Annotated in this window: 15 protein-coding genes; 1 reads left to right on the forward strand and 14 read right to left on the reverse strand. The window is 60.0% G+C overall.

Annotated elements, in window-relative coordinates:
- The 14 genes from AC5RV1_RS01955 to AC5RV1_RS02020 all read right to left on the reverse strand — a co-directional run bounded on the left by AC5RV1_RS01955 (nt 1) and on the right by AC5RV1_RS02020 (nt 14063).
- Nucleotides 1–1104 carry an ABC transporter substrate-binding protein gene (locus AC5RV1_RS01955; protein WP_493993306.1) on the reverse strand — a complete coding sequence of 368 codons (1104 nt, stop codon included), beginning with the start codon at nt 1102–1104 and terminating at the stop codon, nt 1–3.
- Between the two features lie 108 nt (nt 1105–1212).
- Entirely contained in the window at nt 1213–2499 is a 1287-nt protein-coding gene (locus AC5RV1_RS01960) for a CaiB/BaiF CoA transferase family protein (RefSeq protein ID WP_493993307.1), read from the reverse strand.
- A gap of 170 nt (nt 2500–2669) precedes the next feature.
- On the reverse strand, nt 2670–3596 hold the full coding sequence (locus AC5RV1_RS01965; protein WP_493993308.1) for a fumarylacetoacetate hydrolase family protein: 927 nt from the start codon (nt 3594–3596) through the stop codon (nt 2670–2672).
- Between the two features lie 53 nt (nt 3597–3649).
- Nucleotides 3650–4828, reverse strand: coding sequence for an FAD-dependent monooxygenase (locus tag AC5RV1_RS01970; RefSeq protein WP_493993309.1), 1179 nt, complete (start codon nt 4826–4828; stop codon nt 3650–3652).
- A 1-nt stretch (nt 4829) separates the two neighbouring features.
- The gene (locus AC5RV1_RS01975) at nt 4830–5882 is read right to left on the reverse strand and encodes a cupin domain-containing protein (RefSeq protein ID WP_493993310.1); all 1053 of its coding nucleotides are present in this window, start codon (nt 5880–5882) and stop codon (nt 4830–4832) included.
- Between the two features lie 596 nt (nt 5883–6478).
- Nucleotides 6479–7072 carry a 3-isopropylmalate dehydratase small subunit gene (leuD, locus tag AC5RV1_RS01980; protein WP_493993311.1) on the reverse strand — a complete coding sequence of 198 codons (594 nt, stop codon included), beginning with the start codon at nt 7070–7072 and terminating at the stop codon, nt 6479–6481.
- Between the two features lie 8 nt (nt 7073–7080).
- A complete protein-coding gene (gene leuC, locus AC5RV1_RS01985) occupies nt 7081–8553 on the reverse strand; it encodes a 3-isopropylmalate dehydratase large subunit (RefSeq protein WP_493993312.1) in 1473 nt (490 codons plus the stop codon).
- Between the two features lie 126 nt (nt 8554–8679).
- Nucleotides 8680–8904 carry a hypothetical protein gene (locus AC5RV1_RS01990; protein ID WP_493993313.1) on the reverse strand — a complete coding sequence of 75 codons (225 nt, stop codon included), beginning with the start codon at nt 8902–8904 and terminating at the stop codon, nt 8680–8682.
- A gap of 32 nt (nt 8905–8936) precedes the next feature.
- Nucleotides 8937–9557: a MarR family winged helix-turn-helix transcriptional regulator gene (locus AC5RV1_RS01995; RefSeq protein ID WP_493993314.1), complete on the reverse strand. Its 621-nt coding sequence runs from the start codon at nt 9555–9557 to the stop codon at nt 8937–8939.
- A gap of 10 nt (nt 9558–9567) precedes the next feature.
- Nucleotides 9568–10515 carry a hydroxymethylglutaryl-CoA lyase-like TIM-barrel protein gene (locus AC5RV1_RS02000; protein ID WP_493993470.1) on the reverse strand — a complete coding sequence of 316 codons (948 nt, stop codon included), beginning with the start codon at nt 10513–10515 and terminating at the stop codon, nt 9568–9570.
- 66 nt (nt 10516–10581) lie between these two features.
- Entirely contained in the window at nt 10582–11502 is a 921-nt protein-coding gene (locus AC5RV1_RS02005) for an ABC transporter ATP-binding protein (RefSeq protein WP_493993315.1), read from the reverse strand.
- Nucleotides 11492–12265, reverse strand: a complete 774-nt coding sequence (locus AC5RV1_RS02010; RefSeq protein WP_493993316.1) for an ABC transporter permease — start codon at nt 12263–12265, stop codon at nt 11492–11494. The genes AC5RV1_RS02005 and AC5RV1_RS02010 overlap by 11 nt, the downstream gene beginning before the upstream one ends.
- Nucleotides 12262–12951 carry an ABC transporter permease gene (locus AC5RV1_RS02015; RefSeq protein WP_493993317.1) on the reverse strand — a complete coding sequence of 230 codons (690 nt, stop codon included), beginning with the start codon at nt 12949–12951 and terminating at the stop codon, nt 12262–12264. The genes AC5RV1_RS02010 and AC5RV1_RS02015 overlap by 4 nt, the downstream gene beginning before the upstream one ends.
- A 158-nt stretch (nt 12952–13109) precedes the next feature.
- On the reverse strand, nt 13110–14063 hold the full coding sequence (locus AC5RV1_RS02020) for an ABC transporter substrate-binding protein (RefSeq protein WP_493993318.1): 954 nt from the start codon (nt 14061–14063) through the stop codon (nt 13110–13112).
- 1336 nt (nt 14064–15399) lie between these two features.
- Between AC5RV1_RS02020 and AC5RV1_RS02025 the strand changes: the two genes are divergently transcribed.
- Nucleotides 15400–16110, forward strand: a complete 711-nt coding sequence (locus tag AC5RV1_RS02025) for an HD domain-containing protein (protein WP_493993319.1) — start codon at nt 15400–15402, stop codon at nt 16108–16110.
- Nucleotides 16111–16146: the final 36 nt, after the last annotated feature.

A 16146-nucleotide genomic window follows, 5' to 3' on the forward strand; every position in this document is an offset into this window, starting at 1 on the left:
TCAGTACGCGAAGACCGTTTTCCATTTGGCGGCATCGGCGTCGCCGTATTTGGCATCTTCGACGGACATGCGCCAGACCTTGCCCGAGTCCAAAGTGGGCATTTTGACGCCGGTAGCCGTTGGCGGCGCGATTTCCGGGTTGACCGCGTAGTCGCCCAGGTCAGCGAAGATCTGCTGGCCGCGCTTGGACATGTTGTAGTTCATGAAGACATCCGCGGCTTCCGGGTTGGCACCCTTAGCGGTGGTGCCAAGGTAATAGTCGAAGGTGATGAGCCCTTCTTCGGGGACGACAAAGCTCAGCGGTGCGTTCTCTGTTTTGACGGCTATGTTGACGTTGGCCGAACCGACGGTTCCGACAGCAACTTCACCGCGGGCCAGTGCGGTCTGCTGCGGGCCCGAGCCTTCGTAGATCTTGGGTTTCAACGCAGCATATTTGCTCATGAAATCCTCGCCCAGCTCGCTTTCCATAAAGCGGTTCAGTGCAGCTACGCCGCCCCCGGAGTTGCCCTGGACGACGCCGATCTTGCCAGACCATTTGGGGTCGACGAGGTCTGCCCAACTCTTTGGTGCGTCTTCTTTTGTCACCAGCTGGGAGTTGTATCCAAACGTATATACGGCATTGTGGGTTCGGGTGAAGTCACCGGAGTTGATGACAACCTCCTTGAATTTTTCGGAACCCGGAACCGTGTAGGACCGCCAGACACCAGCCTTGCTGAAACCATCGGCAAGCCGGTAGTCGGAAATACGCACAACGTCGGCGCTCAGCACTCCGGCCCCCTGCTCGGAGAGGACACGCTCAGAAAGCCGGTTCGGCTGAAGCCGGACCATGTTTACCTGGATTCCCGTGTCCTTCGTGAAGGCCTCGATGAAAGTCTTTTCATTCGCCTCCGGATACCCCGTATAAAGGTTCAGCGTCTGGCCCTTCGCCTTGTCATAAACGTCCTGGGCTGCGATCTGCTCCCCGTCGATAACGAGGCCCTTTGTCGTCTCAACTGCCGCATTGTTCTGGACAACGCCTGTACCAGCACTGGACCCGCAGGCGGATACCGCGATGGCAACGACGGCAGCAACGCCTGCGAGCTTGAATTTCCTATCGATCTTCACTTTGACTCCTATTTTCTACAAGTAGTTATTGGGCGGAGCGGATTTTCTTCTTTGAAGGATCGTGGTCTGGCCAACTGGGTTGCTCTGGCGGAAACGGATGTTCCCGATTCATGCGTTGAGGGCACCAGGAACAGCAGTACGGTCGAGGTAAGGCCCGCCCGTATTCGGTCCCGAGGCCGCTTGGATCTCTGCGGGGGTCATGTTCAGAAGCCCGCCGAGAATTTCCATTGTGTTTTCACCCAGGTCCGGCCCCAGGTTGCGGATGGCCAGAGACTGCTCCCCGATCACCGGCACGATGCCCGGGAATCCCACCCCGGTAAGGATTTCCTCACCGGTTGAAACTTCGAATTTTTGGATCATGTTCCGGGCTGCATATTGGCTATCGGTGCTTATGTCCGCCGCCGTATAGATAGGACCGGCCGGAACCCCTGCGCTATCGAGTGCCGCGAGGGCCTCGGTAGGGTCTTGCCGTTCTGACCAGGCACCGATTGCATCGTCCAGCTCGCCGCGGCGGATCCAGCGCCCGGCGTTGGATTGCAATGCGGGGTCGGCCGCGAGGTCGGGACGCCCGATAGTTTCCATTAGCCGTTGGAAAATCGAGTCCCCATTACCGGCCACGACAATGCTCGAGCCGTCTTTGCAAAAGTAGGCGTTGGAAGGTGCTATACCGTCCATTCGGCCTCCCGTGCGCTGCCTTTCCACGCCATACGCCTGGTAGTCGGGGATCAGCGATTCCATCATCGAGAACATCGCCTCGTGGAGTGCGACGTCGATGATTCGCTCGCGGAGCGGGATGGGCTGAGAGCTATTCCGGCGTCCTGCTTCGCGCTGGTAAAGGCTCATCATGGCTCCGAAGGCCGCGTACAGTCCCGCGATCGAGTCGCCGATCGAAATCCCAACGCGGACGGGCGGCCGGTCTGGGTCTCCCACCAGGCTGCGGAACCCTCCGTAGGCTTCGGCCACAGCGGCAAAGCCTGGGCGTTCTGACAGCGGGCCCGTCTGACCGAATGCGGAAATGCGGGTAATGATGAGTTCCGGGTTGGCTTCGTTGAGTACATCCGGACCCAAGCCCCACTTTTCAAGCGTCCCCGGTCGGAAGTTTTCCAGGAGAATATCCGATTTCGCGGCGATCGCGAGCACCGCCTGTCTCCCGGCTTTGGTACGAAGATCCAGCACCACCGACTTCTTGTTCCGGTTGATGGTGCGGTACAGCATGGACGTGTCACCTTTGTGCAGCCGCCAGTTACGAAGCTCATCCCCGGTTTCAGGGCGCTCCACTTTGATGATTTCTGCACCGAAGTCTGCGAGCAACCTGCCGGCCGACGGCGCGGCGATGTAATTTCCGAGTTCCAGTACGCGGACGCCGTCCAGGGGTGCAATGGGGGCCACTGTCATGATTCCTCTTTCCGTTTAGTCTTTGCGAGCTTCGTCGCTCCTCTTGACAGCAACTCCCACAGGGTTCGACGTCGGCTTCATTGGCCTTGGCGTTAAAGCGGCCGCCGTTTCCAGATTTTCCCCGGAATCGATTGGCATGTCCGTCAGGTCCCTGTGGGCCAACATCGTCGTTATCCCGAAACCGAGCCACTTCGTTGGCGTACGGGAGTTATTTCTTGCGGCGGCTGAGGGCCACTGCGTGCGCCGGATGTGGGGCAGTACACGGCGTGTTCGTTGCTTACAGCAACCCTGAGCGCTCCAACGCTGCCGATTTCCACCTCGATAATGTCGCCCTCGTTGATCTGCCCGATTCCCGCGGGTGTACCCGTCGTTACAATGTCCCCGGGGTGCAGCGTCATGACTGAAGACACGTAGCTAAGAAACTCAGGTACACCCCAGATCAGATCTTTGATGTCCGTGTCCTGGCGCAGTTCGCCGTTGACCCGCGTCTGCAGCGTCAATCCGGACAGCTCGCCCACTTCGTCGGGCGTGACGAGGAAGGGGCCCACAGGGGTGAACGTATCGAAAGACTTCCGGGTGGACCGGTCTTCTCCTCCACGCATGGTGATGTCCAGGAGGCAGGTGAATCCAGCCACATAGTCCAGAGCATCAGCCACGGAGATATTGCGGGCCAGCCTGCCTACTACAAACGCGAGTTCGCCTTCCTGGTCGAATCGGCGGTTCACGTAGGGAATCTGGACAGTGCCGCCGTCGGCCAACACGGAAGATGGTGCTTTGAGGAAAAACCCCAGGGCGGAAACATCCCCCAGTTGTTTCATTTCTTCCTGATGGTCCCGATAATTCACGGGTGCGGCAACGATCTTTCCGGGGTCCGGAACCAGCGGCGAAATCGTGAGTTCATTCATCGGCACCAGGGGCAGGGTTTCGATGGCTGAAAACTCCAGGGCATTCCGGCCCAGGAGATCGACGAGCTTCCGCATCGGGCTGATGCCCGAAGGGACCTCGCCAATCAGCGGCGTCAGATCGCGGACGGCATCTGTGCCGGTTACAGCGGCCGCAATCGCGCGGCCTTTATGTTCGTATGAGGCGAACTTCATGTTCCTCTTCCTTCGTCTCGAAATGCTTTTGTGGTGCGGAGGACCCTTGGCGGCTAATCACCCACATGATCCTCAAAGAGCCAGTCGAATTCGGAATAGTCGTCTTCGGCTCGCAGGCGGAAGACTCTGTTCCGTAGCGCAACGGTGGTGGGTTCGTCGGTGTGCCAGAGGTCGCCCCAAGGCCGAGCCGCGAGTTGGCAGCGTGTTGTACGTTCGATCCGCGCTGACTCATATCTTTTGAAAGCGAGGGCGATGTCGTCGTTGGAGTCAAGGGCATTTGTCAGCACCAGCGCATCTTCCATTGCCTGGCATGCTCCCTGGCCAAGATATTGACGCATTGCATGTGCCCCGTCCCCGAGCAACACAGTGTGCGGGGTGCTCCACGATCCCAGCGGATCGCGGTCAAAGATTGGCCATCTCCGGTTGTCACTGATCAAAGCAAGGGAATCCTGCACGTTCTTGCAAGCAGGAGCGAATATCTCGGCAAGTTCCTCAAGGCTCCCCCAGTCCTCACGACCCTGGGCGTGCCAGTGGCTTTCAAAAACAGCCACCTGGTTATAGAGTGCCCCGCGTCGAACTGGGTATTGGATGAGGTGCATCCCGGGGCCCATCCACAGGATGATGTCGTCCATTTCGATATCCAAAGATATTTGGTCGACGGGGAGAGTGCCGCGGTACGCCACTTGCCCGGTGAAGAGCGGGTCGCTGTCGTCGTGCAAATGCCGCACGCGTGACCGAATGCCATCGGCGCCAACGAGGACGTCCGCCGTGTAGCTGTCTCCGTTGTCAAACGTCGCCCGGGCAACGCCTTCAGAATCTTCGACGTGAACCACGTGCCTATTGTTTTCAAGAGTCACGGAAGGTATCGCCCGGCACGCCGCCACGAGAATCTCAAGCAGGTCGTGACGGTGAGCGACCACGTAGGGATACCCGTAACGGGTAATGAAGGCATCACCGAAGTCGATGGCAGTGAGCTTCTCACCGGAGACAGCATCCATAACGATGCCGGACCGGGGTCGAACGGAAACTTCGAGGACTTCCTTCAGTATTCCTAGCCGGTCCATTGAGCGGGTAGCGTTCGGGCCCAACTGGAGACCTGCACCAATTTCGGAAAAGACCTCTGCCTGCTCCACGAGATGCACTGTGCGTCCCGCACGGCCCATTGCGAGGGCCGTGGAAAGCCCACCGATCCCGCCCCCGATAATCAGCATGTCGAAATGTGTCGCTGTCACGCTAGTTCGCCTCTTCCCGATAGATCTTCAAAGCCTCAAGGACAGGGGCGTCGCTGGTAGTAAAGATGTCCAATGTTGTGTCCGCTGTGATTTGCTGGCTTTTCCAGGACGGCACGACGAATACATCGCCTGGCTGTAGTTCAAAGACCGCATCATCCACCTGCACCTGTCCGGTGCCGCTCAGGACAGCACACACGCGCGATCCCGTCTGCCGGTCCGTGCCGGTAACAGTCCCCTGCACTACCCTGCGCATCTCGCAGCGCAGCGTGGGCATCACATCGTTGCCGCTAACCGGGTCCTGATAGCGTATTTGCGCATCACCACCGCCCCCCGTTTCCAGAAGTGCAGCCAGGGCAGAATCTGCGTCCGCCCATCTGAAGACCAGGAGGGGAGAATGCCGGCCAGTTGTGACCGGTCCTTTTGTACCCGACGGTACGATCCCGGCACCTTGCCCAAACTGCCGTTCAGAAGCCGAACGTGGATCAGTCCTTCGGTCCACCAACTCCGAGGGTCCTTCCTCGAAAAATATGGCTTCGAGGAACTCGACAACGGGAAGGTCCAGCACGTCCAGCCACACCATGGATTCGTTACCGGGATTATGGTGTTCGTGAAAGTTCCACGATGGAGTCAGGATTACATCTCCCCGGCTCATATGGATCGGGTCCCCGTTGACCAAAGTCCATACGCCGTCCCCCTCAAGGACGAACCGTAACGCCGCCGGACTGTGGCGGTGGGCCGGCGCGAGCTCCCCGGGCCCCAGGAACTGAGCCGCCGCCCATAGCGTGTTCGAAATATACGGGGCGCCCTTTAGCCCCGGGTTCGCGAATGCAAAAACCCGCCTGTCCCCGCCCCTGTCAATTGGGATCAGGTCCTGAGCGCGGTGACCCAGGGGCTTCAGATCCGCCAGCCTCCACCGGTAGGGAATCGCTTTAGCTACTGGTTGCGGAGTCAGGATCCCCTTCATTTCCCACAGAGGCTGAAGATCCATTTCCGCGGCGGCGGCATACAGTGCGTCAACATCCGTGTCATCGGAGACGTACCTCTTTGTTGCCATGTTTGTCCTCCTCATCCAATTTCGTTCTACTAATTCGTTTTGAAATATAGAATGTATGCGAACTAAAGATAAACGTGAGCCACGTCATACGTCAAGTAGCGACTTCCCGCACAACTATCGGGTTGATGAGGCGACTCTGCGACCATTTCCTAACTCTGCATGCCGGTACCTAATGTGTACGAATGATACCTAGGGATGGTGCGGTCTTTAGGTTCGGGCAGCTGGATTGTCGTGTTAAGCGGAGGATCGGCCACTTTGTTCCTGCGACGCGAAGCACCGGCCATGCGGCTCGAGCGCTTGGGTGTCCCCGTCTATTCGAACGCAGGGCAGCGAACTCGGTGCCATGAGGCTCCCAACCGGTGTCGTGCGGCCGGTTGGCGACCCGCACCATGTCCTCGTTGGCATGAGGGTAGGCCCGGCGGTGGCGGCGTTGTTGATGGGAATGACGTCCACGGGGGCGTGTGCCGGGATGGGACGGAGCGCTGTGTGCGGCCGAACGCGTCGGCCAGGGTTTCTGCAGCTTCCGTCCCGGCCCACCCGCCAGACACGACGAATGGGCCAAACTCCTCCGAATCGAAACCTCCGCGGGCTACCCGTCAGCGCGCGAGGGTTGTGGGCAGGCGACTGGGTCGGCGTGACTCAAAAGCACGGATATCGGGTTCGTGCCGCAGGGTCAGATCAATGTCGTCGAGCCCATTGAGGAGCCGCCAACGCACATACTCGTCGATATCGAACACCGCCCGAACGTCCCCACAAAGCACGAGGCGCTGCTCGAGATCAACAGTGACCGCACGGCCGGGTTGCGCCTCAAGTGACTCCCAGATGCGCTCGACGTCGTCCTGGGATATTCGGGCGGTGACCAGGCCCTGATTGCCGGCGTTGCCACGGAAGATATCCGCGAACCGCGAGGAGACCACTGCCCGGAAGCCGTAGTCTTTCAGGGCCCAGACTGCATGTTCGCGTGAGGAGCCTGTGCCGAAATCGGCGCCGGCGATGAGAACCGAGCCAGCTGAGTACGGTTCGTGGTTAAGGATAAAAGACTCCTGGGTCCGCCAGGCTGCGAAGAGGGCATCCTCAAATCCGGTGCGGGTGATGCGCTTGCAGAACTCACCCGGGATGATTTGATCCGTGTCAACGTTGCTGCGGCGCAACGGCACGCCGATGCCAGTGTGGGTGGTGAATTTTTCCATGGTGATCCTTACACGTGAGTGGGGGAAGGTACGGCACCAGCGGTGACGAGCGCCGGCAGGTCTGAAGCTGAACTGAGCGTGCCTCGCACAGCCGTCGCGGCAGCAACGACCGGCGAAACCAGGTGAGTGCGGCCACCTACGCCCTGCCTGCCCTCGAAGTTGCGGTTTGAGGTGGACGCACAGCGTTCGCCGGGAACGAGCTTGTCGGGGTTCATTCCCAGACACATCGAACAGCCAGCGAAGCGCCATTCCGCGCCGAAATTCAAGAACACCTTGTCCAGCCCCTCCTTCTCCGCCTCAAGGCGCACGCGCATGGACCCTGGCACCACAATCATGCGCACGTCCGTGTGGATGCTGCGTCCTTCAACAACCGCGGCGGCGGCGCGAAGGTCCTCAATTCGCCCGTTGGTGCACGACCCCAGGAATACGGTGTCTACGCGCACTTCTTTGAGCGGGGTGCCCGGATTGAGTCCCATGTATTCAAGCGCACGGCCGCAGGCCTGACGAGCGCTCTCATCCTCGAAGTCGGAAGGGGACGGCACCGTCCCCGAGAGCGGAACGCCTTGGGAAGGGTTGGTTCCCCAGGTCACGAACGGTTCCAGGGCGTCGACGTCAATGTGTACCTCGGCGTCGAAAATGGCGCCGTCATCAGTTCGCAGTGTCTTCCAGTCCTCTACCGCCTCACCCCAGTCCGCCCCAGACGGAGCGTTTGGCCGGCCCTTGAGGTACTCGAAGGTGGTCTCATCCGGTGCGATCAGGCCCGCACGGGCACCGGCCTCGATTGACATGTTGCAAATCGTCATGCGGGCATCCATCGACAGCGCCTCAATGGCGGGGCCGCGGTATTCAAAAACGTAGCCTTGGCCACCACCAGTACCGATCTTGGCGATCACCGCCAAGATAATGTCCTTCGCCGACACTCCGGGCTTCAGCGTTCCTTCGACGATGATGGCCATGGTTTTGAACGGCTTGAGCGAGAGGGTCTGGGTTGCAAGCACGTGCTCGACCTCCGAGGAGCCGATGCCGAACGCCAGGGCCCCGAAGGCTCCATGGGTAGCAGTATGGGAGTCCCCGCAGACAACAGTGATCCCGGGCTGGGTCAGCCCAAGCTGCGGGCCCACTACATGAACAATCCCCTGGTCCAGGTCCCCCAGGGAATGAAGCGGAATGTTGAACTCCGCACAGTTGTTACGCAAGGCCTCGATCTGCAGGCGGCTGGTCAAGTCAGCGATGGGTTTGTCTATTTCGACGGTGGGTGTGTTGTGATCCTCCGTGGCGATGGTCAGGTCGGGCCGTCGGACCGTTCGGCCCGAAAGCCGCAACCCGTCGAAGGCTTGGGGCGACGTCACTTCGTGGATGAGGTGGAGATCTATATAGACGAGGTCCGGCTCACGTCCGGAGCCCTCCCCGGTTCCACGCCGCACGAGACGCGAATCCCAGACCTTCTGGGCCAGCGTCCTCGGGTGTGCCTGTGTACTCATGTATCTGCCTTTCGCTCGTCCCGGCCAGTAGCCGGGAACTCCTGTATTGCCCGTTTGTCCTCACCAAGCGAGTCGATTGCGCCCAGCCGGACAACAAGGGGCCCCTTGCACGATGTCAATTTCCGCCTAGGGCCCTGCGCCGGCTTCGTGTGCATTAATGAGATGACGTGACAGGTGCGCCAACCGCCTTCGTTGTGGGTCATCCAGCGCGTTCAACAGCCGGCCCTCGACCTGATCTCCTCCGAGCGAGGCCCACCGCGCGGCCACGCGCGCGGCTGGAGTGATGACAATGATCTTGCGACGCCGGTCCTGCTGATCCGCCTTCCTGACGAGCCAGCCATCGATCTCCATCCGGGAGACGACAGCACCAGCCGATGACGCATCTAGCCCGGCCAGTTCAGAGACGGTTTGCTGGTCAGGCACCTTGAGGGCGCAGCTGACCGCAAGCACCGAGAACTGCGCAGAATCGTATTCTGGCCAGCAAAGACCTCATTCCATTCGGCGACATGGTTTTGGTGCGCCCGCCGCAGCAGGTGACCAGCGGCAGTTGTCATGCTCATGACCGGAAAGCCAGGATCAACAACCTTGGGCGCTGCGGGTTGCCGCCCGGCATATGCCACTGCGAAGAGCAGATCGACGAACTCCGGCCCGGTGCCGTCTCGAAGCAAGTCGAGAAGAGCCCGGTGCACCTCTGTGGCTTTTCCGGCAAAACCAGCCATCAACGCGCAGCCAAGTGCCGTGAGGTCAAGCATGTACCGGCGCAGGTCCGCCGGGTCCGGCTTCCGCTCGACTAAACCCCGCCTCTCAAGCCGTTCCACGATTCCCGCCATCGTCGCTTTGTCGTGGCCCGTGATGTCGCCAATGCTCCGCTGGTCTGAATCAGGCCAGCGGGACATGGCGACAAGGGCCGAATACTGTGCGCCAGTCAGCTCGCTGCCAAACAGTTCATTCCACAGCGCAGAATGCACCCGCTGTGCACGCCGGAGAAGAAATCCGATCGGCATCCACGCAGTGTTAGCCACCGGCGCGGGCGCCGGCCCAGGGAAACGGGTTCGACGTCGACCGCGCACCCTGAACGGCTTTGGAACGGTTTGGCTCCTGAAGTTCGCCGAGCAGGGACTCCGAGAGGCCGACCAGCCGGTGAAAGCGCTCGGGAGACAACCACTCGGGCCGAAGAGCGAAGAGCAGATCCTCGATTGAGGTGTTGCCGCTCGCTCCGGGGGCGAAGGGACATCCACCGAGCCCGCCCAGAGTTCCGTCAACGAACGACGCCCCCGCCTCGATGGCAGCGAGCGAGTTGGCCACTCCCAGCCCCCACGTGTCGTGTCCATGGAAGGCAACCCTGCTGACGGACAGTTCCTGAACCACAAGTGAGATGAGGCCCGCTACCTGAGTGGGAACAGCCTGGCCGAGAGTGTCGCAGATGACGACGTCCGTAACATCTGCAGCGCGCGCGTCCCGGGCGATCGCCACCACACGATCATCAGGGACCGGCCCCTCGAACGGGCACGTGAAAGAAGTTGCGATCGCCAGTTGCACGCCGCCCTTCACCTCCCGTGCAGCGTCGATCGCGGCAGGAAGAAGATCAAGGCTTGCGTCTACCGAACGCGCAATATTCGCCTGGTTGTGGGACTCCGAGGCCGAGAGGCAGTATTGGAATCGGGTTGCCCCCGCGGCCGCTGCTTTCGCGACGTGGCCCGGCGTGGCAACCCAAACCCAACATCGCTCCCGCTCCTCGGCAGTCAGCGCTTCGAGTACGCCAAGGGTGTTGGCGAGAGGCGGGACCAGCTCGGGGCGGGCCATTGACCCGATCTCAAGGTCGGGAATACCTAGCGCCAGCAGGTTGCGAATCAGTGATACCTTCTCGGGTACCCCCAGCAACTTGCCCGTGAGCTGGAGGCCATCACGCAGGGTGACATCCCGCACCGCCGCCCGAGGCTCAAAGCGGAAGCTCGCGGGCATTCCGGCAGCTGCTGACGCAATGACGCTGTCCGTTGCTTGTCCAGGTCTAATGGTCATCACGGTCTCCTAGGTCCGGCCGGATGTAGCAGCCGATGCGTTCACAGGGCGGTGGCCGCTTTTCGCCTTCTGGATCTGCTCATAAACGTGGTGCCGCAACTCCGTGAAGCGAGGGATGGCTCTGGTCTCAAGCTGGTCACGGTTCGCGGGAAGGTCGATTAGCAGGTCCTCCTGCACCACGGTTGGCGAAGACGAAAGGATAATCACACGCTCGCCCAGATACACCGACTCATCAATATCGTGCGTAACGAACAAAATGGTGACACCCAACCGTTTCCAGATATTCCGAATAAGATCCTCGAGGTCCGCCCGCGTTTGAGCGTCCACGGCAGCGAAGGGCTCATCCATGAGGAGCACTTCCGGCTGGTACGCGATCGCCCTGGCAATTGCCACGCGCTGCTGCATCCCGCCGGAGAGCTGCCAAGGGTAGGATTTCGGCACATGTGCAAGGCCCACAGCTTCCAATGCCTCGGCGACCAGGCGCTGCCGCTCCTTCTTGGGAACCTTCGCGTTCTTCAGCGGAAGCTCGACGTTGGCATCGACGCGCAACCACGGGAACAGGGATCGACCGTACTCCTGGAAAACCACAGCCATCTTCTTGGGTGGCCCGGTGACCGTGGAGCCGTCAAGCAGAACTTCCCCCTTCGTGCTTGCCAATAGTCCGGCGATGCATTTGAGGAGAGTTGTTTTACCCGAACCCGAGGGCCCCACGAGGCAAACGAGTTCGCCCCGTCCCAGGTCGAAAGTCAGGTCGCGGACGGCTTCGACGTCGCCAGCATCGGTCTTGTAGACCTTGTTCAACCCGCGGACGCTCAGCAATGCTTTGCCGTCCGAAAGCACCCGGCCCGTCGAGGCAGTATCCGTTTCCCCGGGGACTGCGGCGATATCGCCTTGGGTATCAACCCCGGCATTTAGCATTTCAGACTGCATTTTCGACCTCTTTAAGTCCGTAGTACCAGCGCAGGAGTTTGCGCTGAACCCGCTGAAAAATGAAAGATATTGCAACGCCGATGAGTCCGAGAATGAAGATTCCCGACCACATTTCGGGTACTGCGAACGAGCGCTGGAATTGCACGATGGTGAACCCGAGCCCGGATGATGAGGCGAACATTTCGGAGATCACCATCAGAATGAGGCCTATCGAAATGCACTGGCGAACACCTGCCATGATCGCGGGTACCGCTGCGGGCAGGATCTGATAACGAATGCGGCCGAGCCCGGTTATCCCATAGGAGCGGGTTGTCTCGTTCTGCACCGGGTCGATCGAGCGAACACCCTCGATGGTGTTGAGCACCACCGGCCAGATGCAGCCAGAGAGGATGACTGCGATCTTCATACCGTCGTTGATGCCGATAAGCAGCATAAGAACCGGTTCCAATACGGGGGGCGGTAAAGCGCGGAAAAACTCGAAGACAGGCTCGGTCAGCGCCCGGAGGCTTTTGTTTAGGCCGACCACCAGCCCAAGCACCATGCCCATGACAATCGCCGAAACCAACCCGACTGCCAGGCGGCTCAATGAGGGGAGCACATCGGTGACGATCCGTTCTGCCAACCAGACGTCGATGAACTTCTCGATAAGCACTTGGGGCGCCGGCACGAAGAAATTGGGTGTGCCGGAGGTGCCGACCCACCAAAGAAGCACCAGGACTACAGGCAGCGCCACAGCGGCCCCAACACTCTTGACGAAGTTCATGACGCGATCTCTCCCCTAATAGATGGGTGCCACGATAGAAGTCGGGCCTCGACGAGCCGCATTACCGTATTAATCCCGACACCCAGCAGCCCGGTGGTGAGGATGAGGGCATACATGTGGGTGATTGCGGCACCTGTCTGAGCCAGTGCGATCTCGCGCCCGAGCCCTGGAGCGTTGATGACAAGTTCTGCGGTGATCGCCAGGATAAGTGCGACCGAGGCGGCGAGGCGGATTCCGGTCAAAAGGTAGGGAAGAACCGTTGGGAATACCACGCTGCGCATCTGCTGCCACCGGGATAGACCGTACGACTTTGCCGTGCTCATTGCGACATTGTCGACGTCAGTTACCCCATAGAGCACTTGGATGAGTACCTGCCAGAAGCATGCGTAGACAATGAGGAGAAGCGACGATTCGATTTTGACGCCGAACAAAAGGACTGCCAAGGGGATAAGTGCCACCGATGGGATGGGACGAAGAAACTCGATCGTGGTGTGCGTCACCCTGCGGAGGAACGGTGCTGCGCCGATAACCAGCCCGGCAGTCGCGCCCAATAAGACCGCGAGCAGTAGGCCGATGCCCCAGGCCATCATGGTGTCGCCGACGGCGATCCAATATTTTCGAAGCCCGAAGCTCTGCACGAGATCTACCAACACACCCGAGAAGGGGGGAAGGTACTGCGCGTTCACCAGTCTGAGCCTAGGTGCCAGCTCCCACGCCGCTGCGAATATGAGCAAACCGATTACACCAAGGCCGAACGTGATGCCCTTTGGATCGCGCCCAACGATCCTGGTCGAAATGGTTCGGTTCGGGCGGGCAGTTGATCGCAGCTGAGTTGTTAAGGCCATCATGGAAGCAGCTTGTCCAGATCCGGAAGGGCCTTCAGGGTGCCGTACTTGAGCGCAGCCTGCCCGAGAATTTCAGCGGACTCACGGCTAAAGTCCGCCTTGAATCGAGGCAGGACGATCTCGGAGGCAAGCGCAGCATCTATCTGCGTGTAAGTCGGAATGATTTTGCGGACCTTGTCAGGGTTCTCCTGGGAAAATTCGAGCGACTTCGCCATTGCGCGGGCAAATTTGTCCACAAGTTCCGGCTTGTTTTTAACAGTGTCCCCGCTGGTGAAATAGCCGGAAACATCCATCTCAGGATGCACGGCGACGTAGTTCCAGTCGAGTGCCCGGCCGCCGGACTGCAGGGCCTTGGTGAGGAACGGCTCCACGACGAGCGCAGCGTCTATCTGCTTGTTTTGCAATGCGACCATCGCTTCCTGGACTGGGACCTCGACGAAATCGAGCGACGCCCCGTCCCCTCCGGCAGCATCGACTGCGTGACGAATGGTCGTGTCCCCGATATTCGACAGCAGGTTGGACGAGACCTTCAGCCCATCGAGTTGATCGGCGGAAGTCAGAGGGGAATCTTCCATCACAACGATCGCTGCAATGTCTGCACCCGGCTTTCCCGTGCTGGTGGCGCCATTGGTAACGAATTTCAGGTCCAGTCCCTGCCCTTGGGCCGCGAACATGCTGATGATGTTAGAGAAAGCGAAATCGTACGTGCCGCTGACGACACCCGGGACAGAAACAGCCCCGCCGGTGACGCTCTCGATGGTGACGTTGAGGCCTTCATCTTCGAAGAAGCCTTCCGCTACCCCGAGGTGAAGTGCGGCCGTATCAGCGATGGGGATGGCCGCCACGGAAACGTCGGTCAGTCCCCCCGTACTGTCAGCAGGGGCACCGCCGCCGCACGCCGTGAGCGTGCTTGCCGCCAACACCGCGATGGAAATGAGCTTGAGTACCTTCACTAGTGTCTCCTGATCGTCATCGGTCGCGGGAGCAGGTCCCCGCCGGCATTAATGCCGTGGGCGCTTGTGGCTGGGTCCATATGGTCTTGCATTTCCAAATTAAGGGCTTCGGACTGGGTGAGCCGCGGGTCTGCGCTCAGGTTCGTGTAAGGCCGAAGAGCCTTAAGACGCTGGCCCTTGGTTCGGTTGATTCCCTACGAAACGAGTCGTCGTGCTTGTCATCGTTGACCTCGCGTTCGAATCATCAGAAATCAATGTCGCATGCACATTTTGACCGTCTGGAAGGCTAAGCCGCGACTGTTTCTCATGTGTACAAACCAAACCTTAGGGCGGCTGAACTGGGGAAGTCAAGGGCTAGATAAAGCCAACTTCTGGTACACATACTAGGTGTGCGCGCGTATAATGGGTCTACGAACTAAATCTCCTGAGGACGTACAGAACACGGCGCGGCTCCAATCCGGCATGTCGCTGACAATCCCGGCACAGCCCCTGGGCCTCGCACCCGGCCCAGGAGTTCCCTTAGGGTTGTCCTAACAATAACCAAGCAGAGGTACTGCATTTTCGGTCCTCACGCCGCGCCCGCATTACCCAAGAGCAAGCCGGCGCCGAGAAGCCTTTCGGCGGACGTCGCCGGGACTGCGAATGTAGGAAGTCGCCCGTCTTGCCGGTGTCAGCGTCGAGTACTGCATGCGTAGATCCTCTCGACACGATATTCAAGCGCATTCGCCATGACATCGTGGGCGCTCCCTCGGAATGCTTCGGCCCCACTCCCTTAGGTGCGTTTCTCGGCGATTGCTACGCGCAATGGGACGATAGCCCGGGCATCTGTTCGGTGGCCTGAGCAGCAGCATCTAGGGTCGGCGGTACAGCCGACCCCGAAACTTTACTGAACCACAAAGTTCAGTTGAAGCACACCCAAAGCTGACACACGGTTCCCTGGCTGGTCCCCCGAGCAACCGGAATTGATCCACGTTTGAACGAGAAGTTCGGTCCGCCCGCCCACAGCCCGGGATAATTCTCATAGGTTATCCACCACTACTGCTGCCAGAGAGCTACCCCAACGGCTCCTACTTCCAGCCGTGAATAAGCTGAATTGACCCCAGCCATGGACGGATCAGAGTCGCCACCAGTTCCGGGCCGCGTGATCGGCAAGCCCGGGTTTGCCCGGCCGAGGCAGGTTGACGAAAGGTTCACTATCAGCCTGGAATTGTCGGGCGCCGACACCCGAACCTCCTCCCCCGCGGCTTAGGCGTCTGGACGGCTAGTCATTCATAGGGTTTCCACTCAGCGGGAAGCTCTTATTGCCACGGCGTGGGTGAAGGAGCAAGGTTGCAGCATGACGAAGTTGCAGGCAGCAGCGAACCAATATGGGCAGGATGTCTCAGCCGGCATTGATGCGCAACCGGCCGGTGTGGTCGCGATGGAGATGGAATTCGCGGCTGTGTGGGAACTCGCAGCTCCTTTGCTTCGTGTGCGGGATAACGATGCCCACACGCTTTACGCCTTCGGACTGGCCCGGGCAATGCTGGACGCGCACGAAGAGGCGGATGCCGCCATTGTTCTTCCCGCGATCATGCTGCATGATATCGGCTGGTCCCAAGTGCCGCCGTCGGACGTCCTGCTGGCGATCGCGCCGGGCGGCGGCAGGCCGGACCTGGTCTTGCTGCATGAGAAGGAGGGCGCCCGGCTCGCTTCCGAAATCCTCAAGGAGTGCGGCTACACCGAGGCGAAGATCCCGGCCATTTTGAACATCATAGACGGACACGACTCCCGGCGTGAGGCACTTTCCATCGAGGACGCAATCGTCAAGGACGCGGATAAAACCTGGCGGCTCAGCCCACACGGCATCGACACTGTAATGGACTGGTTCGGATTGGACCGCGGGCAGGCGCTGCGGTTGTGCAGCCAACGTGTCCACGGCTACCTGTTCACCGCCGAAGCGAAAGCTATGGCGCGGGCGCTTTCCGCGCTCGAATCGGTCACCCTCTGGCCGCAACGGCAGCGCCTTTTCAACGCCAGTCCGGGCACGGACCTGCCGCGCGTCTAGACTCTAATCCGATCGCCGACGGGCGCATCAGGAATG

The organism is Arthrobacter sp. Hb9-2, from assembly GCF_059091165.1.